Genomic DNA, 22728 nt, shown 5'->3' with positions numbered 1-22728 from the left:
GTGTTTATCAGGTTGCCCTGCTTTCCTCCTGACTCCGCGAGCCCGAATCTACTGAATTTAAAGAGACAGAAATTCCCAGGTCTTAAGCCGTTACCCGCGTTCAAAAGCACGTATCCGGCCAACCGGCCGGGCTCCGGGTCCAATGCTTTACTGCTTGCCTTCGCGTCCCGCACGAAATTCCGTCGGCGTCTGCCCCGTGTATTTTTTGAACAGCTGGCTGAAATATTTAATATCCTCGTAGCCGACCTTCTTGGCCACCTCGCTGACCTTGACGGGGGTTTCCCTTAAAATTTCGGCGGCCCGGCGGATGCGCTCCCTCATGACGAATTCAATGTAGTTTACGCCGGTTTCCCGTTTGAAAACTTCACTGAAATGATTCGGGTGAACATGCACGTGCCCCGCCACCTGCTGGAGAGTCAGGGTCCGGTCGAGATTATCCTGAATGTAGGCTATCGCCCGCTTGATATAGAGAACGCCGTCTTCCGACACGTATTGATAATAGGTTTCCATAATGACGCGCAGCCGCAGATACAGGTTCTCCTGGAGATCGCCCTGCCCTTCGGCGCCCGTGCCGTCTCCCGGAAGCTTGTCTCCCTGAGCACGTTTGGCCGGGTCCTGCTCGGGCAGACGGGGAAGCTGCGGCATGCCGAGCGCAGACGCGGTCCGTTCCAGCCACCGGTGGGCCGCAACGACGAGCGAATCCGAGTAGGCCTTCAGCGAAGCGGGCGTCGCTTCGGCATCGGCGATCTCGCCGTCCAGCGCCTTCTGCACGAAGTGGCGCAGCTCGATCGGATTGCCGTTCTTGAGCAGAATCGCCAGTTCCGATTCTTCCTCCTTCGAGCAGACCGTGCGCCCGCCCTTGCGGCCCTCCACCGCTTCGTAGGCAAGCAGCGTCTGCGCCCCCGCGAAGCCGCGGAAAGATGCGGCATAGACCGCCTCCCGGTAGGAGCGCGGCACCTGCCCCAGCCCGCTTACCCGCGAGCCTGCCGCGGTGAAAAGTACGCACTTGAGCTTGTCCGAGACGCGGCCGAGCCTGCTGCGCAGAGCATCCACGTCCCTGCCATCCGCCCGGAGCAGGACGACGATGTCGTCTCTGCGCCGCAGGGTCTCGCAGGGCAGCAGCTCGCCGAGCATGTTGTCGACGGCGAACTGGAGCAGGTTCCCCGCAGCGCGGCTGTCGCCCCAGCCCTGCACGCTGATCAGGAGCACCTGCAGGCACACGCCCGCGGCCGCTTCCGGCAGGTGAGGCAGGCCGAGCTTGGTCAGCACCTGGGGCACCTGCTCCAGCGAATCGGCATCGTCGATGCCTTCGGTCACAAGACGCTCCAGCAGTCCGCTGCGGAAGGCGCGGCGCTGCATATTGTCCGCTTTGCGGGCATCCCACTTGCTCACAATGCGCTGCTTCGCTTTCATCACGGCCCGGATAATTTCTTCCGGCCGGCTCGATTTCAGCAAATAATCGCCGATGCCGCCGCGGATAGCCTGCTGGACGTAAGCAAAATCATCGTAGCCCGTCAGCACGATGATTTCGCTGTCCGGAAGCATCTGCTTCACCTTCTCGGCCATCGTGATTCCGTCCATTCCGCCCATACGGATGTCCGTCAGCACGATATGGGGATGCTCGGCGGGGGCGCGTTCCAGCGCTTCTTCCGCCGACTCCGCGGCAGGAAGAAGGCGGAAGCCCAGCTCCTCCCACTGAATAACCGTGCTTAAGCCGGTGCGAATAATGACTTCGTCATCGACAATCAGAATATTCATGCTGTCCCCGCCCCCTCTACAATCGGTATCATAAATGTAATCACCGTGCCTTCTCCGACGATGCTGCGGATATGCAGCCCCGCCTCGCTGCCGTAATGGAGCTGCAGCCTCCGGTGGACGTTGCGCAAGCCGTAGCTGCCCGGCACGACAGGCTCGTCCGCCGCCGACAAGGCCGCCCGGATTTCATTCAATTTATCGGGTTCGATTCCTATCCCGGTATCTTCCACCATAAAGGTCAGCTCCGTGCCCATCCGCTGCGCGTAGACGCGGATGCTGCCTTTTTCGCGCTGCTTCTGGATGCCGTGAATGAGCGCATTCTCGATGAGCGGCTGAAGAAGAAGCTTCAATACAGGCTTCTGCCGGATATCCGGATCCACGACGAACTCGATATCGAATTTGTCGGGATAGCGGACGGCCTGGATGGCGGCATAGTGCTCCGCGTGAGCGACTTCCTGCTGCACCTCGCAGTACTCCGCCCCCTTGTTCAGGCTGAACCGCAGGAAGTCACTGAGATGGCCGACCATCTCGGCGATCTTCATATCCTGGCTCATCAGAGCCATCCAGTGGACAGAAGAGAGCGTATTGTACAGAAAATGCGGATGAATCTGCGCTTGAAGAGCGAGCATGTCGGTCTCCTTCTTCCGCGCTTCATTCAGCTTTACCTGCTCGGTCAGCCGTTCGATCCGGTCGCTTAACCGGTTGTAGCTGCGCATAAGCTGCCCGACCTCGTCGGCCGATGTGACCGGAAGGGCTTTCATAGGTTCCTCCGGGTCGGTGTCCTTGAGGAACCGGGTCAGCATAAGCAGCGGCTTCGTCACGCGCTGGACGAAGAAGATCACGAGCGAGGCGACCAGAACCACCGCAATAGCGACCGCCGCCGCGGTTAACAGCAGCACGTAACGGTTCTGCTCGCGGAAGTTTTTGTACGGCATAATGCCGACCAGCTTCCAGTCCACGCCGGGCACCGTATCGTACAAAACCGTATTTCTGTCGGCGCCCTGCCCCACATTAAAAGACCCCGAGGCCCCCGTGATACCGGGCATTCCCGGCATCCATTCGGACAGAGGACGGTTCAGCCATTCCACTCCGGGACCGGCAATGATGTTGCCCTGTTCGTTCACGAGCAGGACGCTGCCGCCTTCGCTGATGTTCGATTTCCGCAAGGTATCGGCAATCACTTTCTGGTCCAGGCTGATCGTCAGGCTGCCCAGATGGGCGAATGTGTTCACGCTTCGGATGGGCCGCACCAGGGAAATCATATTTTTCTCGCCGATAGTGGTCTGGTTCTTATACAGCGGCGTCCACCATTTCGGACGGTTTCCGGGCTCCGTATCTTTGGGACCCGGCCAGGGCGGCATGCCGGAACTGACGATGCTTGTATTGGATAAGGAGGGAAGGTCTCTCGCCGAGTCTATGGTGATTTCGGCAATGTAAGGTTTCGAGAACGCCAGGTTGGTCAGAAACCCTATAATAATGGTAGGCTTGAGCGCATCCCACTGGGTATCGGACAAATACTGCTGCACATCTCTCTGCCCGATCAGGAAGATCGACATGTTCTCTACGTCCTGGACCATAAGCTCCATGTTGGTTCTCATCTGGGTCAGAAGCCCGAAACCGGACTGCTTCGCCTTTTCTTCCGTAACCGACGAAGCGATTTGATAGGAAAATATTCCGAAAGACAACAACGGAATCCCTATGGATACCAGCATCAGAAATGATAGTTTCCGCTTCAGCGAACGATCCAGCCAGCGCCTCATTTTCTATCCCCCGCTTGATAATTGTTCAGATCATGTCGAAATAGGTAGATAGCACCATCCTAACATACATTTCGGTCCGTTATCCGAACTTTTTAAGTCTTTCCCCGAGCCAGACAATTTCCAATTATGCCGAAAAAGGGTATAATGGTAGAAACGTCCGAGTTTCCCGTCTACTAAAAATATGGCATCAACGATGCCTATAAAGGAGGTCACCCTATTCATGAATCATGAGGAAACGGGCAGACGCCTTTTTCAGATGGCGGAGAATTTAGCGGAGTATGTGACTCAGCTTCAATATAAGTATCAGCCGGAACTGGCGGAACGGTTCGGCGAACGCGGACGTTTGCTGACGATTCAAGACTCCGGTTACAGCATCAAGTATCTGGCCGAGAGCGTATACATGCAAAGTCCCGACTTGTTCAATCACTACACATCCTGGATGACGGAGCTTCTGTCCGGCTACCAAGTATCCAGGGAAGACTTGGCGCTGAATTTCCAGATGATCGAACAAGCGATTAACGCTCATTTCGGGGAAGCGGATCGCGCATTGATCGGCGAGTACCTCGAAATCGGACTCCATCAGATCCAATCCGCCCAGACTTCGGAGACATTCTTATCCGAAGAACGGCCTTTCTCGGAAACGGCAATCGCATATACCGAGGCTATCCTGCGGGCGGACCGCCGCGAGGCGTTACAGCTCATTTTAACGAAGCTGGAGGAAGGCATGGCGATAGCCGACCTGTACCTCCATGTCTTTCAACCGTCTCAACGTGAAATCGGCCGGCTGTGGCAGACCAATCAGATTACCGTCGCACAGGAGCATTTGTGCACGGCTGCCACCCAGATGATTATGTCGCACTTGTATCCGCACTTGTTTGCAACCGAGCGCAGCGGTAACACGATGGTGGCCGCTTGCGTGGGACAGGAGCTCCATGAAATCGGATTACGCATGGTCGCCGATTTCTTTGAACTGAACGGTTGGGACACCTACTATCTGGGCGCCAATGTCCCTACGCGCAGTTTGATCCGCACCCTTGTCGAGAAGAAAGCACAAGTTGTCGCCATCTCGGCGACTATGACGTTTCACGTGCATCTGGTGGAAGAGCTAATTGCCGAAATCCGCAGCAGTGAAGCAGGACAATATGTGCACATTCTGGTGGGCGGACTGCCGTTCAATATTGACCGCGATCTCTGGCGTAAAGTCGGAGCCGACGGTTATGCGGACGACGCGCAGGAAGCCATTCGGCTGGCGGACCACTGGAATAACCACCGTATCGGAAACGAATTAGCCCGGTCCAATTGAGACCGCTCGTTTACCGAGGAAGGAGGATTCTACGTGGATCCCAATATGAAAACAGAGGACGAACGCCTGGAAATCACTCATTACCGCCAAACGATCGAGAAGCTTTCCCAGCAGGTCATTCAGGCGAGACAGCGCGAAGAGCAAGCCCTTACCCAGTTCAGTTCCCTGAACAACGAGCTAATCACGCTGCAGAGGCAGCTTTCCAAAACAAATGTAGAACTGGTACAGTCCAAGGCGGAAGCCGAAAGAGCCAACGAGGCGAAAAGCATGTTTCTTGCCACCATGAGCCATGAAATCCGCACACCTATGAACGGCATTCTCGGTATGGCCGAGCTCCTCGCCGACACGCTGCAGACCGAAGAACAGAAACAGTCCATCGCCATTATAGAAGAATCCGCTTCGCTTCTCCTGACGATCATCAACGATATTCTCGATCTTTCCAAAATCGAAGCCGGCCACATGCAGCCGGAACCGGAAACCTTCGAGGTCCGGAAACTCCTTCATCACGCCCTGAGACTCCTGGAGCCGAACGCTTCCCGCAAGCGAAATAAGCTGAGGGGGACCGTTGACGAATCCGTCGGCCAATTCCTGACCGGAGATGCAGGAAGAATCCGACAAATTCTGATTAATTTAGCAGGAAATGCCATCAAGTTTACCGACGACGGCGAGGTTCATATCCGGATCCGCCTGCTGCAAAGCTCGGCCACCTTCCAGACTCTGCGCTTTGAGGTGACGGATACGGGAGTGGGCATCCCGGAAGAACATGTCAATCGAGTGTTCGAGCCGTTTTACCAGGCCCATACCCAGCGGGAAGACGCCCAGAAGAGTACCGGCCTCGGTTTATCGATCTGCAAGCGGCTTGTCGAGTGGATGGAAGGCCGCATCGACGTGACGAGCAAGGTAGGCATCGGTTCCTCCTTCTGGTTCGAGCTGCAGCTCGCGATTCCGTCGGAAGCCGAGTACCGTCAGGAAGCCGCGGCCGCGCTGCACACTACCGGAAGCGGCATCGGCCCCGCCTTCACGGACGAAGAGCGGAGTCAGCCTCTCCTGCTCGTCGAAGACAACGCCATCAACCGTCAGGTCGCCCTCCTCCAGCTCCAGAAGCTGGGCTTCATGCATATCGACACGGCGAGTAATGGCGAGGAAGCTCTGGAAGCGCGCTCCCGCAAAGATTATTCGCTCGTGCTGATGGATTCGCAGATGCCCGTCATGGACGGACTCCAGGCGACTCAGCTTATCCGCGAATGGGAGAATGCCCGCCGGCATCCGCGGAGCGCCATCGTCGCGCTGACGGCAAGCGCCATGCAAAGCGACCGCTTACGCTGCCTGGAAGCCGGGATGGACGACTTCTTGACGAAGCCGATCCAGCTCTCGAAGCTCCAGTCCGTCATCCGCAGATGGCTTCCCGCCGGTCCGCCCGAGCCCGTGAACGAGCATGTGCTCATACCGGAGGTGATCCAGGAGCTCAACGGGCTGGATGAACCCGGGTCACCCGGCGTGCTGGCCATGCTGCTCGACATGTACCAGGAACAGACGCCTTCCAAGCTGAATCAGCTGGAAGAAAAAATGCGGGCGGGCGATTTGACCGCCATCCAATATATCGCCCATGACCTTAAATCGACAAGTCTTAGCCTGGGGATCGATCAATTTTCGAAGCTGATCGAGAGAATCGAAAACCAGGCCAAGAACGGAACCGTTCATCTATCGGGCACCATCTTTAAAGAGCTGTGGCAGGCATACGATAAAGCTTGCCGGGAACTCAAAGCACTTCTCTAAATTTCCTAAAATAGCTGTCTAAAGGCTGGCGGAGAACGATATGAAATGTCGAAAACGAATGAACCTACCCTGAGTGGCGTTTAAACTTCCTCAAGTTTGAACGTCATTTTCATTGGGCCAAAGGAGGATTGTCCATGGTACACGGAATAACACCGATTTGATTCCCTCCCCGCTTCATTAACAGGTGCCGGAATAACTCACAACATTATAGATAGCGGGGAATATCAATGAACAACGAGAAAATCAAACAAACGGCCGGCTATTTGGCGGGCAAGTATGAAGGCCATTCGGTTATCCTCTACGGCTCCTATGCGAACGGGGATTATACAGACGAAAGCGATCTGGATCTTATGATCTTCTCGGATCGGAATTTCAAGAGAAACGACACCTCCCGGATAGACGGCCTGCTGCTCGATGCCTGGATTCATCCCACATCGTCCATGGACGATCCGCTCCGTTTTCTGCATATTCATGATGGTGTAATTGTGACCGACAGCCGCGGACTGGCCGCTCCTTTTCTGGAGAAGATTCAATCCATATTCGCGGAAGGACCGGAAAAATTAGGTCCGGAAGAGGCCGATTTTCAGAAGGCATGGCTTCAAAAAATGCTGAAACGAGCAGGAAAAGGTGACACCGAGGGCGATTTCAGGTATCACTGGCTGCTTAAGGACAGTCTGGAGATCTACTTCAGGCTTAAAGGGCGCTGGTATTGGGGACCGAAAAAATCCCTGAGATGGCTGGAACAGCATGAGCCCGGAACCTTCCGGCTGTTCAGAAAAGCCCTCTCCCCGCTCGCCGGGCAGGAGGATGTCTCGGAGTTGATCGGGCATATTACCAAGAGCTGATCTCCGGTCCGGTAAGGGCGTTCGAAAGAGCGCCCTTTTTTCGGGGATCCTGCGTAACAAGCGGGGATATGTCTCCGCTTTTCAGGGCAAGGATAAGCATTCGGAAACGGCTGCGTTTAAGCCCAAATATCGAGGAATTTGTGTTCCCGGTCCGCAGCCTGTAAAATTTATAGCGTACCTTTCGAAAATCCGGCCGGCTGGCCGGCCGGTTAGGAGGATTCATTTTGATTTTGGATATAAAAAATATGAAAAGCTGGGCGCATTTTCTGCTCACCTACAAATTTGCCCTGGATGAAGTCGGCACGAAGCTGCAAATCCTCAACGAGGAGTTCCAGTTTATTCACGACTACAACCCCATCGAGCATATGAAAACGAGAATCAAATCGGCCGAGAGTATCGCCGCCAAGCTCAAACGCAAAAATCTCGAGATCACGATGGACAACACCCGTTCCTATATCCGGGACATTGCCGGAATCCGCATCATCTGCTCGTTCTCAACCGACATCTACCGGATCTATGACATGATCTGCAGCCAGAACGATGTGCGAGTCGTTCAGACGAAGGATTACATCAAGCATCCTAAGCCCAACGGCTATCAGAGTCTTCATCTTATTATTCAGATTCCCGTCTTTCTGACCAACCGGATCGAGCATGTGCCCGTGGAAATTCAGATCCGCACGGTGGCCATGGATTTCTGGGCAAGCCTGGAGCACAAAATCTACTACAAATACAACGAAGGCGTTCCGGCCGAGATCCGTCAGGAGCTTAAGGACACCGCCGATCTGATTGCCTCGCTGGACGCCCGGATGCTCGCGCTGAACAACGAGGTACAGAGCCAGAAAGCGCTCGTCAAACCGGAAGCCTGACCGCCGGACCCGTTTTGCGGTTTCTCTAAGCGGGCGCCTTAGGGCGATCCGGAACCTGTATACGGCGGCCGCCGCTTTCGAAACGCGGAACACAGAGCGCGAACACCGGACACTTCGCCTGTAACGACAGCCCCGTACTCTCATCTGAAGCAGGAGTGAACCATGGTATCGTTTATACTCACACTCAAAAGACTCGTCGGCGGTCTCTGGCACGCTTTTAAAGAAAAGGATTTTCAGGTGCTGTTCGTCCTGATTCTCCTGATTCTTCTGTCCGGCACGATTTTCTACACGCAGGTGGAGGAACTCTCCGTCCTGGATTCGCTGTATTTCTGCGTGGCGACGCTGAGCACGGTCGGTCATCCGGATTTTGTTCCCCAGACCGAGCTCGGCAAGATTTTCACGATCATTTACATCATAGCCGGTACCGGACTCTTCCTGGGGCTGATCCTGCGGGTCGCCTATGGCATCATGACGAGCAAAAAATAAACCGGATTCCTTCGGAAGAAGGAATCCGGTTCATGAAGAGCCGCTTTCGGGAGAAGGCGGCTCTTTGGCGTACGGCCGTAAGCAAAGCCCCGCCCTCCCTTCCGGGAAAACGGGGCAGAACCTGTCATTTATTTAATCACGGCAAAGATGTCGTCGTAAGTCAGGCTGGACGGAATGATCTTGTTGGAGAACGGTTTGTTGTCCTCCAGGTGGTACTCGCGGAGCGCATCGGTGTCTTTCAGCATATTCCCCGTCAGAATGCAGGCCACGGTCTCGTCCTTGTCCACAATCTGCTGGGATACGAGCTTGCGCAGACCCGCTACCGTAGCCGCGGAAGCCGGCTCGCAGCCGATGCCGGACGCGTCGATTACGGCCTTCGCGTTCAGAATCTCCTCGTCCGTGACGGACACGGCAACGCCGTTCGTCTCCTGGAGGGTGCGCTGCGCTTTGCGCCAGCTCGGCGGATCGCCGATGTTGAGAGCCGAGGCTCTCGTGTACGGATTCGGCTCCGCTTCGAGCGCCGTTTTGCCCTCTGCGACCATCTTGTAGAAGGGACTCGCTCCCTCCGCCTGTACGAGCGCCACGCGCGGCAGCTTGTCGATCAGACCGAGCGCATATAGATCGGAAAGCCCTTTACCTAGGGCGGACACGTTGCTGAGCGCGCCGCCGGGTACGAAGATCCAGTCCGGCAGCTTCCAGCTCATCACTTGAGCCAGCTCGTACACGATGCTTTTCTGGCCTTCGATCCGGAACGGGTTGATAGAGTTGCAAATATATAAACCAAGCTTCTCGCTGTTCTCCTCCAGAAACTTGATTCCGTGGTCATAAGTTCCTTCAATAGAGAAAATATTAGCTCCGTAAGCTAATGTCTGCAGCACTTTGTTCAAGGAAATATTTTTGTTCGGTACGAACACGTACGATTTGCGTCCCGCCAGAGAGGCGTACATCGCAAGAGAGGAAGACGTGTTGCCCGTAGAGGTGCAGGTAAACCGGTCGTAACCCAGCGAACGGCCGTGCGTAACCGCAACGGTCATGCCGTTGTCCTTGAAAGAGCCGCTCGGATTCTCGCTCTGTGCCTTAAGCCAGACGCTTCTCGTCCCCGCATAAGAAGCAACCGCATCGCTCCGGTACAGCCCCGTGTTTCCTTCGTATTTGGTCACAATCGCCGAATCTTCCACGTCCGGAAAAATCAGTTCCTTGTAGCGCCACACCCCGCTCGCATACGGGGAAAGCCTGTCCGAAAGCCGGCTCTGGAATAGCTGTTTCAGCTCCTCGGCGTCCAGACCGGTAAAGTCCTGGGAAATATCAAGCATTCCATTGCACGTACAGGTATAGCGGAATTCGGCAAACACCTTGCTGCACTCAACGCAAACAAATTTCATCGCGGTTCGATAGACTAACGCCTATCTTCCTCCTCACAAGATCAGATTTATCGCCTCATAAGAGGCGGACATACCGTCACGGGCCAGCTGTACTTTCTACGTCAGATCTATACCGGAATGATTAACCAATGCGATCTTTTGTGGTATTTTTGCATACTCTATGAAAAAAATCAATAACTTCCGCTCAGAACGCGCCTTCGATTTCATTTTTGTAATGAGAGATATCGGCGTGCAGAACGATCCGCGGAACACCGTCCGTCAGCTCCACCTTGCACAGACAGGTCGGATGGATATAAGGGAGCTCCCACAGGTCGCGGAGATCGCGGCTTTCGAAGTGCGCCATGATCAGTTTGAGCGCAACCGTGTGAGTCACGATCAGCATGCTTTTGCCCGGGTTCTCTTCGACCATTTTCAAAACCTCTCCGACCGCTCTCTCCTTCACTTCCTCATAGGATTCGCCCGTACCCGCGCGAAACTCGTGGGGCGCTTTCCAGAATGCATGATGCCGCTCAGGCTCACACTGCTCGATATCCGATAAGCGCTGCCCTTCCCACTCCCCCAGGTTCATCTCTCTGAGGCTGTCCCGCTCCGCAATGTCCAGCTTACGCGCGCCCCGTATAATCTCGGCTGTCCGGACAGCCCGCGGGCTCGAACTGGAGTAGATGCCGTCCAGGGGCACGTCCGCCAGCGCTTCGCCCAGCCAGGCCGCTTGCGTTTCGCCCAGAGAGGTCAGCGGAGAATCCTGATGGCCCTGCATTTTCTTGGCCACGTTCCATTCGGTCTGCCCGTGCCGGGTCAAATATAAAGTCGTTACCGCCATGTTATTCCCTCCCCTTGGCCGCTAAAGGTTTCTCAAAACAGATACTCGCTTCACTGCCGATATATTCGCCGTATTTTTCGATTTCCACATAACCGTGCTTCTTATAGAAATAAAGGGATTCCGGCTGTGCCGGACCCGTTTCCAGCTTAATCGATATAAAGCTCCGCTCCCTTGCCCGTTCCTCCAGAAACGCGAGCATGCGGCCCGCGACTCCCCTTTTGCGATAATTCCGGTCCACAAAAAAACGCTTCAGTTCCGTGCTCTCCGCATCAAACGGACGGATGCCCCCGCAGCCGACCGGCCGGTCTCCGTCGTAGGCGACCACAAAAACAGATTGATCCAGACGGGGATCGTCCCGGTCAAGACCGAAAATGTCTTCGGCCGGATACCGATGGAGCAGCTCCTCGTCCAGTTTTTCTATCAGCAACCATAGATCCGGATGCTTGGCATCCACGTGGTTTAAAGTAAGGTCCTCCATCTCGCGCACTCCTTTTCTTCTCCGCCGGGTTCTCTGCAAGATTTTACTTATAAGAGATTGAGTCTCTTTACATACATTCGGTTTTTCCGTTTGGAAGTCCTTTTCCCGGTCCATTAAAAAAGATTAATCTTGTGGATAAACCAGGTTGTGGATATGTTAATAATAAAAGTGCAATCTATGCACAGATAAGCTTTTAAAGGTGTAGATTATGGGGATAACTTTGTTGATAACTGTGGTATAACCGAAAAAAACCGCCTCCTTGGCAAAAGAATTCTTTGCTTGGGGAGTACGGTTTCTGGGGATAACCGGAAATTCGCGGTTACTTTTCCATAGAAAGTTCTGGATTGGACCGCGGTGCGGACCGCCGGTGGGATACATGGCTGTGAAGCACCATTCCGGCCACAATGATCCCGATGCCGAGCCAGGACAACGCCGAAGGAAGATCGGCGGACAGCAGCAGCACCTCGCCCGCCAGAGCAAAAAGCACCTCGCCCGACTGCGTAGCTTCCACGGCGGCCAGCTTGGACACGTCTTCCCGTACCATATCCGTGGCCCGGAAGAAGAGTATCGTGGCGATGACGCCGGATGACAGCGCGACGATGAGCGACTGAAACGTCTGCTCCGTGCTCGGCAGCCCGGCGCTTGCGTAAGCCCAGCCCGCCAGGAGCAGCCAGAACGGCAGACTGGCCAGCGTCATGCCGAGCACGCGCTGGAACACGTCCAGTCCGCCGCCGCACAGCTCCATCATCTTGCGGTTGCCGAGCGGGTAAGCGAAGGAGGCGACCACGATCGGCAGGACGCCGAGCAGCAGATCCTTCGCCGTCAACGAGCCGGCCTGCTCAAGCTGGAGCAGGAAGATGCCGGCGAGAATGACGAGCGACATCGCGAGTCCGCGCAGCGGTATCCGGCTGCGGACTTTCGCGGGCCCGGCCGGAGTCGCGACCGTCTCCCAGAAGAGCGGGGCGAGCAGGGAGCCCGAGATGATGGTAAGCTGCCACGTCCCGGCGGTCAGCCAGCCGGGGGAATAGGCCGCGGCGAAGCACATGGGCGCGTAGAACAGCCCGAAGCCGACCGTGCTCCACAGGAGCCATTGCCACGGATGCAGCCGCATCGCCCGGAAGAGAGGCCGCAGGTTGCGGCGGCCCGCAACGATCAGGAGGAGGAACGGGACCATGAACAGGTAGCGCAGAGAGCCGCTCCAGAGCCAGCTCCCTCCTCCCAGCTCCATTTTACGGTTGAGCACGAACGTAATGGCAAAGAAAAAGGCGGATAAAATGCCCAGCAGTATCGGTTTCATGAAGGTTCAGCCTTTCTCTGCTTGATTGCTCTTGGCCAATCGTTCCCCCAAGGTGAGCCAGTTCTCTTCGACCAGACGGGCGGCGTCTGCCGCATCGCGCTTCCGGCACGCATCCGCAATTCTGCGGTGCTGCTCGACGGATTGAAGCCCGTGAACGGAAGCGAATCGGGAAATCTCCAGCCGCTGCACTTTAGGCAGGATGCCTTTCAGCGCGGACAAGATTTCCGGATTGCCTGCCGCCTGCAGAAACACGGCGTGGAAAGCATTGTCCGCCTCGATCGCCGCCGGAACATCGTTCCGGCCGAGAGCCTCCTCCAGCGCCTTGTTGAACTGTTCCAGCGCTTCATACTCTTCCGGGCCCAGATAGGGCACGGCCAGACGGGCGGCCAAGGCATGGAGCGCCGCCACTACGGTGAAGGCGTGCCTGCCTTCCTCGGGCTTCAGCGGTGTGACGCGTGTCGCGGAGCCGGGAACCGCTTCGACGAGCCCCTCGTCCTCCAGGCGCTTGAGCGCCTCCCGGACAGGCGTGCGGCTTACGCCGAATTGTTCGGCCAGCTCCTGGTCGCTGAGCTTGGCGCCCGGCTCAAGCTCCAGCGAAACGATCGCTTGCCGCAGCGCCTCGTAAATCTCTTCGCGGAACGATTGGCGTTTAATTCGTTGAATGGTTGGTTTCGTTTTCATAAAACCAATATATTGGTTTATAGATTGGTTTGTCAACCTCCTTTTCAGGAGAAGAAAAAGCAGCCGGGCGTTATCCGCCTGCCTGCTTCATCCAGTTCACAAGTCCGATTCCGTATTCGCTTTGAATCTGTTCAACCGCCTCGTCCCGCACGACCTCACCGTCCCGGATCAAAATAACGCGGTCCAGCAGAGGCTCGATCTCGTCGACTTCGTGGGTAGACAGGACGAGCGTCTGTTCCTCCATGTCCACGAAAGAAATCACGGTCCGGATGATCGATTCCCTCACCAGCGGGTCCAAGCCGGACAGCGGTTCGTCCATCACGATCAGCGGCACCTGTCTGGCGAGCACGAGCACGATTTTCAGACGCGCGCGGTTGCCTTTGGACAGACGGGCAACCTTTTCCTTCAAATCCAGCCCGAAAGATTCGGCCAGTTCCAGCGCCTTCGCAATGTCAAAGTCTTGGTACATCGCGGTGTAAAAACGCAGCGTACGCTCCACGGTATGCGTCGGATAGAATACGTCCTGCTCCGGCAGGAACGCGACCCGCCGCGAACTGATCCGCGATACCCGCTGTCCTTCAAGCTCCACCCTTCCTTTGGAAGGCTGCAGCAGGCCTGCCATCAGCTTCAGCACGGTCGATTTTCCGCTTCCGTTCGTGCCGATGATGCCGATAATCTGCCCCCTCGGTATGCGGAAGCTGACGTCCTTCAGCACCCTTTTGCCGATAAAGCTCTTGCTTACCCCATCGAACACGACGATAGGTTCCGTACCGTTCCCGGTTTCTGCCATTTTCATTTCCTCTCCTCTGAAAGACCCTTAATTCAGCTTGAGAAATTTCTGCACATTCTCTATAATCTGCTCGTTGGAATAGCCCAAATCATGCATTTCCTCAGCGAACCTTTTTAATTCTCCTTCTTTCAGCTCATCCCGGAGCCGCGTTAACAACGACTCGTCTTCCGTAACAAACATGCCCTGTCCCCTCCGGCTTTCGACTATGCCCATTCTCTCCAGTTCCATATTCACTCTCTGGACCGTATTGGGATTGACCCCGAACTGTACGGCAAGTTCCCGGACCGAGGGCAGCTTGCCTCCCGGCGGAAATTCCTTGCGGATGATTTGCCGGCATACCCGCTGGACCAGCTGCAGGTAAATCGGCTGCGAGCCCGAAAACTGTTCAGGCATGAACTTACACCTCCACTTTGCGATCCAAAAGCCAGGCCGGTATATACACGATGACGGCCAGATTGGCCAGTGTCCAAATCATTTCCCCCGAATAAAAAGGGTCGCCGTCCCAATCAAAGGCGTAGCCCCACTTGAACAAAAAGTGATACACCGGGCTCATTTCAAACGTATATTCCACGAGCATGACCGCCCCGATCAGAATAATCGCCGCCAGCCAGCGCAGCCGGCCGACCCGGTTGCTTAGTGCCAAAGCCGTGAAGTACACCAGGACCGCCAAGGCGGCAATGAAAAATGCGATGAAGAAAAAGATAAAGGCTTCTTTAAGCCCCGAGCCGTGAAGCAAACCCGTGAAATAACTGACGTGTCCCGATAAATAAAAGGGATCGTCTCCCGAACGTTCGATCAGCGTCGTTTTCTCCACCTCGTACATCCACAGGAACATCGTAATCGAGACGAGCAGGCCGCCGATCATCTCCGTCAGCGCGGCCGCATATTTCGCCCCGATCAGCTTCCAGCCCGGCTGCGGCAGCTGGAACCAGAGCGGTGCCCGCTCCCGTTCTTTACCGAAACTGATCAGCAGATAAACGGACGGAAGAAAAATATGCAGGTAAACGATGCCCAGCCACAAGGGAGTGACAACCCCCGACTGGTAGCGGTAAGCCATAAACGTCATCAAAGCGATCATACCGACGGAAAAAGCCGCCCAGGTTTTGTGGGAGCCGGTCACGGCAGTCCGGATGCCGATTTCTTTCTTGAATAAATTCCACCAAGCGTTCAAAGTGTATTCCTCCTCGGTCAGTTCTTTGTATTACTGTATTAATTAAATAGTACACTGGTACATAGAGAAGTGTCAACCCGTATTTTTCCTTTCGCAGTTGTTGCTTGTTTGAGGACCTATACAAGCTAGAACTTACACCGGGACGCCCGATCCGCTACGATAAACCGTAGGATGAATGGATTTTTTTAAGCAGAGAGGAGACTCCCCGGAAGTGACATCTCACCTGACGAGACTTGTGAAAAGAAAACTGCTGAGCGCAACCGTTTCTGCATTTGTGTTCGCTTTCTTTTCCGCCTGGTACACACGGCACGAACCTTTCTTTTATCACCCGCCCGCGGGAGCCGCTCCAGGAGCTTTTTCCCAGGTTATATCGGTCGGTTTTATCTACCTTGTCTACTCCGCTCCCGTTATTTATGTATACGGCACCGTTACGTCTCTGCTGAGCGACTTTATCGGCTTTTGCATCCTGCCTTACAGTAAGCTGCGGCTTGTAATTTCGGGAGCAATGCACAGAGTGTTCGGATTGATTCTTTTCCCTGCCAGTCTGGTGGCGGCCGCTTTGTTTTTTGTTGCGGATATAGCTCTGGCAGCCCGATTCCCCGGTCAAAAGGAATAACAAAAAGCAGCCGCAACGGGCTGCTTTTAGGGCGAGTTTTCGCCAGGTATGAGTTTTAACCGCGTAAACTATCCACGTCCTGAATCAGATGGGCAGCTTCTCCCGGCGGAACGAATTCACTTCGTTAGCGAAGAAATTCAGATGCCGACGACGGTTCAATAACGGACCACACGAAGCTCCCAGCACGCGGTGCTTGGCGTCACATGACGTGGTCAACCATATCGGGCCGCCACTCCCCTGCCGCTTAGCGCGGAAACTGTACGGTCATTTCCAGATCGTCCAGGAAAGTGACTGGCGTCATCCGTTTGGTCAGCAGCTCCAGCGAAGCGTTCTTGCTTACCGCAGGGAATTCCAGCTCGTACTCGTAGACGCCGTCCTCGACGCTTATCAGCTTCTTGCCCGTCTCGTCCAGTCTTTTGCCGTTCTCCACCAGCCAGATGCCTGTCGTTTGCATCGGTGCCGTTTCACCTGAGGCCACTACTCTCACAACGGTTTTATCCTCGCTGAAGTCTACGCCCGTGACGGAAATTCTGCCGATTTTCCCCTGATCCACTTGGAGCGGATAAATTCCTTTCAGGGGCGTTTTCACATCCGCTTTGTCCGCAAACATCGTCGACGTATCATCATAATACCCGCCGATATAAGGCTTGATCGTCAGCTCCTGCGGCTGTCCTTTCAATGCTTCCACCGCTTCCTCATACCTCATGCCCAAAGTACCGTCCGGGAATGCGAACATCCCGCCGCTCCCGCTCTGTCTCTCATAAATCCAGCCGCTGCTATCTATCACCATGTAGTCCATGTTCATGATTTGACGGTCGATTTCCGGGTCCAGGTCCGCCGGATTAGCAGGTAATTTGCGGGAAATCATAAACTCCGTGCCGGCTTCGGAAGCGTTGAGGTATTCCAGATTAAACTCCACTCCGCCCCAGAATTTCTTCAAGGCAGGAGTCAATTGGAACGCGGATGCCTCGTTTGTGTCTTTAGCTACGGCTGTTACCGCGGGCTGTGCCTTAGCTTGGTGAGCGGACGCATACGGCCCTGCTGCTGCCAGAGTACCTCCCAATACGATTGCGGCGCTTAATACGGCAAGTGTGGCTTTTTTCATGGTTTCTTCCTCCTTTTCTGCTGCAGGACGGGATGATTGCACGACTTCCAAGTTTGCGCTGCTGTGCTGCGTCCTACATACCTATAGGCGAGAAAAGGAAGGGGGTGGTTCAAATATTTGGGAAGCTGAGAAACAGAATACTTCAAAAAAATAACTACAAACGAGGGTTAGTCGCCTGTGGTTCTGTACTCAATTTGTCCTTATAAATAAACCATTTTTACTTGCCATCCTTGTACAATCATTGAATGTTTCTTTATTACTGCAATAGACAGGGAAACTCAAATCAAAATTTCCGATAACCACAAAACTTCCAAAAAAGAAATTCGAAAAACAAACCTCTCTAGTTGATAAGCTTAGTATCAATTTTACGATAGAAATGTCTCTAACTTTTATTAAGGAATCTTCCGCAATACTCTTCTTCATATTTAATACCAAGTTTACCTGTTCCGGATCAAACTTTTTCTTTAATTCCCTATTATTAATACTCTTAAGCTTGCTAACAAAAACATAAAAGTCTGGGTATTCTCTGATGCACCTGAGTACAAATTCAATAAAGTTCTTTTCATATTTGATATTATGTCCTTCGTAACTAATTAACCTTAACGCTTCTTCTTCATCTAGAGCACTGCTGTATTTATCGAGAATTCCGACAACTAATTTGTTAGGATTATCAAGATTTTCAACGTCCAATCTTCCAAAAGAGCTAATTACTTTTCTATTTCATTAATAGAAGCATATTCTATGGCTTCCAACAAAAGCACCTCATTTTCTTAGGGTATTAGCAGTTTGGTCAAGAAGCTGTAGGTTTTGAGGAATATTCACCCCTTTAAACTTTAAATACTATTTAATTATATTTTATTTCCTAAAAAAAACTTCCAGGGTCTACAAATTGCTCATCAGAAGATTGCGTTTCTGTGCTGCGTCCTGCATACCTATAGGCGAGAAAAGGGAGGGGGGGTTACATATTGGGGAGATTAAATTAGTTACCAAAGTGAGACTTCAGCCACAACGAGAGGATAATTCCCATCGTGGCTGAATTTTACATTCTCATCTTAAATTTTTTTAAAACTTCTGGACTACTGATGCTTTTAATTTGATTACTCTCTATAATAATGACGGGCTCTTTGTTTACAAAAAAGACAAGATTTGAAGTGTAACCATTTTCCTCAATCCATCTGATAACCGCTAAACCTTCTTTTAAAGCCTCTTCGTTTAATAAATCCTCGCTTAAATACACAAAAAACTTACTTTTCCCTTGAATATACTTATTAACTTCCTTAAATGAAGACAGATTATTATAAGGCTCCATATCTGAATTAGCAGCATCAATGATCAATTTCGCACTGGCATTCGAATTTACATTACCTTTAATAAACAAATCAATTTCTTTAGTTACCTTCGCCTCCCATTTGGCGACGTAATAGTTGTCTATAATTTTTTCATCGTATTCTCTCACTTCAATGGTAATCCCTTCATTCAATATAACTGTGGAATGGTAGGCCATCCCTTTAAAACTGTAAGATACCGTCTGTTTAGTTATATTAACGCTAGGGTACTTTCTCTGAATATAGTCTTCAACTTGATACGCAAATGCAGTCTTGCCCCAAGGTGTCCCTGTTACTTTGAAATATCCGAAACCCATCAATCCGATAACTATAAACAATAATATTATAGAATATTTTCCCATGAATTTAACCTCTATCACTGATTTTGACCAAGGAGAATATTTATCCGAAAGATATGAAAGCCAACCTTATATATTATTTTTTCAAATACATTCATACCTTGATATGATTGCTTCTCATCGCACGCCCGCCAATCTCAATTCAATGGCTTCATTTTTGTTTCGATCGAATATCTAGTTGCCAATGCAAAACACCTCCAAGTTGTCCACACATCTTAGACATGGGAGCATTCTTCTTGAAGGTGTTTTGATTTGTCTCACGTCACGGAGGCAGTTCACATCTGCGATGAATTTCGGTACAGCTCTTTTTCTAAATGTGCCACTTGCTCAATTTCTGGAAGAGCAGCCCCTCTATTTTGCCGGTATCACAAAGTGCGCACCTGAAATATACGTGCTTTCGATATAGCCGATAGAGAGATATACGTCCTGTTTCTCGGCTGCTGCGGCAATCGGGTTGAAATGGAAGGTGGCTGTTTTGGTCGCCGGGTCATAGTCGGTTTTGGTAATTTCAAGTTCTTTGTATTGGGACGGATCCTGCAAATCCTCCTGAGCGATGGAGATCGAATCAATGTCCGCTCTGAACTTCCCGCCGTAGCCGTCGTCCTGCACCTTCGGCTCTTCGAAGAAAACGAATTGAACCTTACCGTTGGAAGCTAGAACGTTTTTAATGTTTCCCTGACTGGCTTGAACGGTTTTGGAAGCTGCGACGGACTGGTCGGATGCCAGTTTGGCGACAACCTTGAAATCCTCAATCCAGGAATACCAGCCGACATTAAGCTTGCCCGTAGCCGGGTCGATTGTAATGCCGTATGAAGTGTCCGCCTCTTCCTGCCATCTCTGGTGATCGTTTGCGAATTCCAGGCTCCAGACGACCTTGGCGTCTTTGACGGCCTCGCCGTTTTTGTTTTTAACGGCCGCTTCAAAAGAGATGCTTTGGGCCGACTCGTCCGTCAGTTTCACGGAATCCGGGCCGGTGATGGCAATGGTGCTCTCCGCTAGCTGAGCCGCCTCCTCCGGGCCTGGGCCCGTCGTCTCCGTCGGAGCTGTCGTTTCACCGGCTGCCCGCTGCAGCGTGACGATCGTTTCGGCGCGGGTGATCGGCGCATCGGGTTTGAAGGAACGGTCCGCATAGCCGCTCATCACGCCGGAGCTGACTACGGCCGCAATGGCCGAGCTTCCCCACGACGCGATGGCGGACTGATCGCGGAAAGCCGCGGCTGTTTCGCTCTGAGCCGCTGTCTTATTCAGCAGCCGGGCGACAATCACGGCCGCTTCCTGCCGGGAAATCGAAGCGTTGGGACGGAAGCTGCCGTCCGGGTAGCCTTCGATATATTTGGCCTGGACCGCTTTGGCGACTTCTCCGTACATCCAATCGGATGCCGCGATGTCTTTGAAGGAAGCCGTGCCCTGAGCCTCCAGCTTGAACGAGCGGTTAACCAGCGAAACGAACTCCGCGCGGGTTACCGCCTTGTCCGGCTTCAACGTGCCGTCTGCGTAGCCCTGTATGTATCCTTTGTCTACCCACTGCTTTGTCTGCTGCTCGGCCCAGTGACCCGAGATATCGCTTGCCGCGGATGCAGAAGCGGCCCAGGATATTTGAGCGGGCGCCATCACGGTGCATGCGAGCAGCGTGACTGCCATTTTTTTGCGTAACCCTGTACTTGTTTTCATTCGATGATGCTCCTCTCTGAGTCTAGTCTCCTAACTATTCGACCCCCTTCCACAATTTCCCTTCATTTTGTGCCTATATTATGATTCTTTAGACCTATAAAAATTCTGATTGGAAGAAATTCGTTATGACCCATGTCGAATTTTATCCGGTCACGGTCGAACGTTTCTTCCATCCGCTTCTTTTTCCAGTCCAATAAAAAAAGAATTCACAGGACCTGCGCGGTCCCATGAACCCTATGAATTCTTGTCTTTTCTGACTGCTCAAATTCTTGACTTCGCAAATCCCGATGCGCTCTCAAAACTTCCTGTACTGCGTCCAGCTTAAATAGCGGTCAATGAACGAAATGGCCGTCTCTATGCCGTTCTCCTGCCTCAAGCCTATGGCGAGCTCGGCTGCTTTGTTTTTCACTCGCTGGTGTTCAAGAACCTTTAGCGCCTGCGTCAGTTTCTTTTGCGTCACCTTGTTGAGCGGCAGGCAGCTTCCAGCTCCCGTTGTGACGGTCAACCTTCCCCACACCTGCTCCTCCGCAGAAGCCGGACAAACGAGAGCGGGAATTCCCGCTCTCAAGCTTGCATGCGCGGCAGCGGCAGAACCCCGGTGTACGGCGCTCCGGCAGCGGGGAAAGAGCCGGTCATAGTCAGCCTCTTCAACGGGCAGCGCATAGCCGGGCAGCTCACATCCAAGCCTGCCCAATGACTCCCAGTCGGCCTCGATGACGGCTCTGTAGGAAAACTCCCCCACGGCGTCCAAAGCGGTTCCGATACAATGCGCCTGTGCCTGCAAGGGTAATCCGCTAAAGCCGAAATAAAGAGGAGCCTCTCCTTCATCCAGCCATTGCTCCGTATCCTCGCAGGACTTGCTTGAACAGATGAAATCACCGGTGCCCGCCGCCGTTATCCACTCGCCCGTTACAATCCGTCCGGCGGTCCCTTCCCATTCGCCGGGTCTCTCCAGGAAGCATGCGCTGTATGCGTGCAGGACAGGAATGTCCCGGGAAATCAGCTTGCCCATGACCGCTTTGCAGGTTAGCGGCCATGCATACCCAGCCTCCCGTTTCCCGACTGCCCTATTGAAGAAGGGCAGCTTCTTAAAAACGTCCGAAACGAGCGCGGCCCTGCGGGATGCGGGGCATGGAGGAATCAGGGCGGCCGCCATAAGTTTGCTGTTAAGCTCATCCGAAACGGTCAGCGCACTATCAAGCATGCGCAGATCGGAAATGATCATATCCGATTCTGCGCAAACCTCCGGTAGATTCCCATACCCATTCCCGGCGCCCTCCTTATCTAACCCGCACTCCTTCAACCCGAGAAGTCTCCAGACGCGTCTAGGCATCAGGGCGCGGTCTGTGCCGGAATGTGCCGGATAAGGATCCGAACCGGCCGGTACCGCTACCCCCGCTTCATACCCGCCGGCTTGAAGTGCGGATGCGAGTGCGGCAAAAGGCTTGACCGCTCCCGGGTCACCATAAGTTAACAATGTGATTTTCATGCGTTTCACCCATGATTCTTACCAAACTTGCCAAACTTTCCGACCGTCGGACAATGCTCCTTAAACGATCTTTACGGCAAACAAATAAGTCGTATCGCCTTGCTCCCAGTTGGAGCGCAGCAAAATCGAATAAACTCCGGGCTCTCTCGGCAGACGTATTCTGCCTTGATCAATCTCTAGTGCCGTATATATCTCCTTTCCGCCCGCGCTTGTAATAACGGAGCATTCCAACTGAATCGGCTCCATCCCTTTCGCGTAACGGATTCCGATGTACGATTCGGGCTTTACTTCGATTGCAGGATATTCCGCCTGCTTAAGCATGGTTAAGTCGGACCGGGAATCCCGGAAGCACCCTGCCCAGCACGAATTTCCCAGCAGCAGGGGAATATCCTGCATCCACGTGGACCCGTTCTGGAGCCTTTTCTCATAGACGACCTCAGGCTTCGGAGCAGCCACGGCATCGTCGAACCTCATACTGTGCTGGTCTATGCTGGTTATCCCCGTGTTCTCGTGGTACCCGACGTCGGAAGCCATATTTTCGGCTACAAAGCGCAGGGGAACATACACGTGCCCGTTATATTCGATGACCGAGTACTCGGCTTGCTTCCCGTTTATGATGAATTTCTGGGAACTGAGAAAGTCCAGGCTAAAGCTTAACGAGTAAGCCAGTATGCTCATAATCATCAATAAGCCGAGCACTGCAGCTGCAATGATTTTTTTCAAAAAAACCGGCCTTTCTTTACCAGATTTAAA

At 53.4% G+C, this 22728-nt stretch carries 22 protein-coding genes; 6 read left to right on the top strand and 16 right to left on the bottom strand.

Features of this window, described 5'->3' with window-relative positions:
- Positions 1 to 147 precede the first annotated feature (147 nt).
- Together AC2TF6_RS03810 and AC2TF6_RS03805 are read right to left on the bottom strand one after the other, a co-directional pair.
- On the bottom strand, positions 148 to 1758 hold the full coding sequence (locus AC2TF6_RS03810; RefSeq protein WP_491309972.1) for a response regulator: 1611 nt from the start codon (positions 1756 to 1758) through the stop codon (positions 148 to 150).
- Positions 1755 to 3515, bottom strand: a complete 1761-nt coding sequence (locus AC2TF6_RS03805; protein ID WP_491309971.1) for a cache domain-containing sensor histidine kinase — start codon at positions 3513 to 3515, stop codon at positions 1755 to 1757. Before AC2TF6_RS03805 ends, AC2TF6_RS03810 begins: the two co-directional genes overlap by 4 nt.
- Before the next feature lie 220 nt (positions 3516 to 3735).
- Between AC2TF6_RS03805 and AC2TF6_RS03800 the strand changes: the two genes are divergently transcribed.
- From AC2TF6_RS03800 to AC2TF6_RS03780, 5 genes are all read left to right on the top strand, one after another.
- The gene (locus AC2TF6_RS03800) at positions 3736 to 4818 is read left to right on the top strand and encodes a cobalamin B12-binding domain-containing protein (protein WP_491309970.1); all 1083 of its coding nucleotides are present in this window, start codon (positions 3736 to 3738) and stop codon (positions 4816 to 4818) included.
- Between the two features lie 33 nt (positions 4819 to 4851).
- Complete coding sequence (locus tag AC2TF6_RS03795; protein ID WP_491309969.1) at positions 4852 to 6594, top strand: ATP-binding protein; 1743 nt, start codon at positions 4852 to 4854, stop codon at positions 6592 to 6594.
- 227 nt (positions 6595 to 6821) lie between these two features.
- Positions 6822 to 7439 carry a nucleotidyltransferase domain-containing protein gene (locus tag AC2TF6_RS03790; RefSeq protein ID WP_491309968.1) on the top strand — a complete coding sequence of 206 codons (618 nt, stop codon included), beginning with the start codon at positions 6822 to 6824 and terminating at the stop codon, positions 7437 to 7439.
- 245 nt (positions 7440 to 7684) lie between these two features.
- Positions 7685 to 8305, top strand: coding sequence for a GTP pyrophosphokinase (locus AC2TF6_RS03785; RefSeq protein ID WP_170318597.1), 621 nt, complete (start codon positions 7685 to 7687; stop codon positions 8303 to 8305).
- 162 nt (positions 8306 to 8467) lie between these two features.
- Positions 8468 to 8791: a potassium channel family protein gene (locus AC2TF6_RS03780; protein WP_491309967.1), complete on the top strand. Its 324-nt coding sequence runs from the start codon at positions 8468 to 8470 to the stop codon at positions 8789 to 8791.
- Between the two features lie 128 nt (positions 8792 to 8919).
- Here AC2TF6_RS03780 and thrC read toward each other — a convergent pair whose 3' ends face one another.
- The 8 genes from thrC to AC2TF6_RS03740 all read right to left on the bottom strand — a co-directional run bounded on the left by thrC (position 8920) and on the right by AC2TF6_RS03740 (position 15410).
- Complete coding sequence (gene thrC / locus AC2TF6_RS03775) at positions 8920 to 10173, bottom strand: threonine synthase (protein WP_009671698.1); 1254 nt, start codon at positions 10171 to 10173, stop codon at positions 8920 to 8922.
- Positions 10174 to 10357: 184 nt separating this feature from the next.
- Positions 10358 to 10993, bottom strand: coding sequence for a histidine phosphatase family protein (locus AC2TF6_RS03770; protein ID WP_491309966.1), 636 nt, complete (start codon positions 10991 to 10993; stop codon positions 10358 to 10360).
- A 1-nt stretch (position 10994) separates the two neighbouring features.
- A complete protein-coding gene (locus AC2TF6_RS03765; RefSeq protein WP_491309965.1) occupies positions 10995 to 11471 on the bottom strand; it encodes a GNAT family N-acetyltransferase in 477 nt (158 codons plus the stop codon).
- Between the two features lie 319 nt (positions 11472 to 11790).
- Positions 11791 to 12768, bottom strand: coding sequence for a DMT family transporter (locus AC2TF6_RS03760; protein WP_491309964.1), 978 nt, complete (start codon positions 12766 to 12768; stop codon positions 11791 to 11793).
- A 6-nt stretch (positions 12769 to 12774) separates the two neighbouring features.
- A complete protein-coding gene (locus tag AC2TF6_RS03755; protein ID WP_491311587.1) occupies positions 12775 to 13449 on the bottom strand; it encodes a GntR family transcriptional regulator in 675 nt (224 codons plus the stop codon).
- Positions 13450 to 13519: 70 nt separating this feature from the next.
- Entirely contained in the window at positions 13520 to 14239 is a 720-nt protein-coding gene (locus tag AC2TF6_RS03750; protein WP_491309963.1) for an ABC transporter ATP-binding protein, read from the bottom strand.
- Positions 14240 to 14266: 27 nt separating this feature from the next.
- Positions 14267 to 14632 (bottom strand): GntR family transcriptional regulator, encoded by a 366-nt coding sequence (locus AC2TF6_RS03745; RefSeq protein WP_103996389.1) that lies wholly within the window; start codon positions 14630 to 14632, stop codon positions 14267 to 14269.
- Between the two features lie 4 nt (positions 14633 to 14636).
- Positions 14637 to 15410, bottom strand: coding sequence for a hypothetical protein (locus AC2TF6_RS03740; protein WP_491309962.1), 774 nt, complete (start codon positions 15408 to 15410; stop codon positions 14637 to 14639).
- Between the two features lie 211 nt (positions 15411 to 15621).
- Here AC2TF6_RS03740 and AC2TF6_RS03735 point away from each other — a divergent pair, with 211 nt between their 5' ends.
- Complete coding sequence (locus tag AC2TF6_RS03735) at positions 15622 to 16026, top strand: hypothetical protein (RefSeq protein WP_491309961.1); 405 nt, start codon at positions 15622 to 15624, stop codon at positions 16024 to 16026.
- A 244-nt stretch (positions 16027 to 16270) separates the two neighbouring features.
- On the opposite strand, the gene AC2TF6_RS03730 is transcribed toward AC2TF6_RS03735, so the two are convergent.
- From AC2TF6_RS03730 to AC2TF6_RS03705, 6 genes are all read right to left on the bottom strand, one after another.
- Positions 16271 to 17131: a hypothetical protein gene (locus tag AC2TF6_RS03730; RefSeq protein WP_491309960.1), complete on the bottom strand. Its 861-nt coding sequence runs from the start codon at positions 17129 to 17131 to the stop codon at positions 16271 to 16273.
- A 189-nt stretch (positions 17132 to 17320) separates the two neighbouring features.
- The gene (locus tag AC2TF6_RS03725; protein WP_491309959.1) at positions 17321 to 17821 is read right to left on the bottom strand and encodes a hypothetical protein; all 501 of its coding nucleotides are present in this window, start codon (positions 17819 to 17821) and stop codon (positions 17321 to 17323) included.
- A gap of 349 nt (positions 17822 to 18170) precedes the next feature.
- On the bottom strand, positions 18171 to 18818 hold the full coding sequence (locus tag AC2TF6_RS03720) for a YfjL-like protein (protein ID WP_491309958.1): 648 nt from the start codon (positions 18816 to 18818) through the stop codon (positions 18171 to 18173).
- A 348-nt stretch (positions 18819 to 19166) separates the two neighbouring features.
- Entirely contained in the window at positions 19167 to 20486 is a 1320-nt protein-coding gene (locus AC2TF6_RS03715) for an S-layer homology domain-containing protein (protein ID WP_491309957.1), read from the bottom strand.
- A gap of 295 nt (positions 20487 to 20781) precedes the next feature.
- Positions 20782 to 21975: a nucleotide disphospho-sugar-binding domain-containing protein gene (locus AC2TF6_RS03710; RefSeq protein WP_491309956.1), complete on the bottom strand. Its 1194-nt coding sequence runs from the start codon at positions 21973 to 21975 to the stop codon at positions 20782 to 20784.
- Between the two features lie 60 nt (positions 21976 to 22035).
- Entirely contained in the window at positions 22036 to 22698 is a 663-nt protein-coding gene (locus AC2TF6_RS03705) for a stalk domain-containing protein (protein WP_491309955.1), read from the bottom strand.
- Positions 22699 to 22728 lie beyond the last annotated feature (30 nt).

The sequence above is a fragment of the Paenibacillus sp. JNUCC 35 genome (assembly GCF_058269095.1).
The sequence above is the reverse complement of the archived record's forward strand: the minus strand, read 5'-3'. Positions and strand labels throughout refer to the sequence as shown.

What these genes read in the sequence shown, in the direction of transcription:
- AC2TF6_RS03760 (WP_491309964.1), bottom strand. Translation starts at nt 12,768, where the DNA reads ATGAAACCGATACTGCTGGGCATTTTATCCGCCTTTTTCTTTGCCATT.
- AC2TF6_RS03780 (WP_491309967.1), top strand. Translation starts at nt 8,468, where the DNA reads ATGGTATCGTTTATACTCACACTCAAAAGACTCGTCGGCGGTCTCTGG.
- AC2TF6_RS03715 (WP_491309957.1), bottom strand. Translation starts at nt 20,486, where the DNA reads ATGAAAACAAGTACAGGGTTACGCAAAAAAATGGCAGTCACGCTGCTC.
- thrC (WP_009671698.1), bottom strand. Translation starts at nt 10,173, where the DNA reads ATGAAATTTGTTTGCGTTGAGTGCAGCAAGGTGTTTGCCGAATTCCGC.
- AC2TF6_RS03785 (WP_170318597.1), top strand. Translation starts at nt 7,685, where the DNA reads ATGAAAAGCTGGGCGCATTTTCTGCTCACCTACAAATTTGCCCTGGAT.
- AC2TF6_RS03810 (WP_491309972.1), bottom strand. Translation starts at nt 1,758, where the DNA reads ATGAATATTCTGATTGTCGATGACGAAGTCATTATTCGCACCGGCTTA.
- AC2TF6_RS03765 (WP_491309965.1), bottom strand. Translation starts at nt 11,471, where the DNA reads ATGGAGGACCTTACTTTAAACCACGTGGATGCCAAGCATCCGGATCTA.
- AC2TF6_RS03770 (WP_491309966.1), bottom strand. Translation starts at nt 10,993, where the DNA reads ATGGCGGTAACGACTTTATATTTGACCCGGCACGGGCAGACCGAATGG.
- AC2TF6_RS03710 (WP_491309956.1), bottom strand. Translation starts at nt 21,975, where the DNA reads ATGAAAATCACATTGTTAACTTATGGTGACCCGGGAGCGGTCAAGCCT.
- AC2TF6_RS03745 (WP_103996389.1), bottom strand. Translation starts at nt 14,632, where the DNA reads ATGCCTGAACAGTTTTCGGGCTCGCAGCCGATTTACCTGCAGCTGGTC.
- AC2TF6_RS03750 (WP_491309963.1), bottom strand. Translation starts at nt 14,239, where the DNA reads ATGGCAGAAACCGGGAACGGTACGGAACCTATCGTCGTGTTCGATGGG.
- AC2TF6_RS03755 (WP_491311587.1), bottom strand. Translation starts at nt 13,449, where the DNA reads ATGAAAACGAAACCAACCATTCAACGAATTAAACGCCAATCGTTCCGC.
- AC2TF6_RS03805 (WP_491309971.1), bottom strand. Translation starts at nt 3,515, where the DNA reads ATGAGGCGCTGGCTGGATCGTTCGCTGAAGCGGAAACTATCATTTCTG.
- AC2TF6_RS03790 (WP_491309968.1), top strand. Translation starts at nt 6,822, where the DNA reads ATGAACAACGAGAAAATCAAACAAACGGCCGGCTATTTGGCGGGCAAG.
- AC2TF6_RS03800 (WP_491309970.1), top strand. Translation starts at nt 3,736, where the DNA reads ATGAATCATGAGGAAACGGGCAGACGCCTTTTTCAGATGGCGGAGAAT.
- AC2TF6_RS03730 (WP_491309960.1), bottom strand. Translation starts at nt 17,131, where the DNA reads ATGAAAAAAGCCACACTTGCCGTATTAAGCGCCGCAATCGTATTGGGA.
- AC2TF6_RS03720 (WP_491309958.1), bottom strand. Translation starts at nt 18,818, where the DNA reads ATGGGAAAATATTCTATAATATTATTGTTTATAGTTATCGGATTGATG.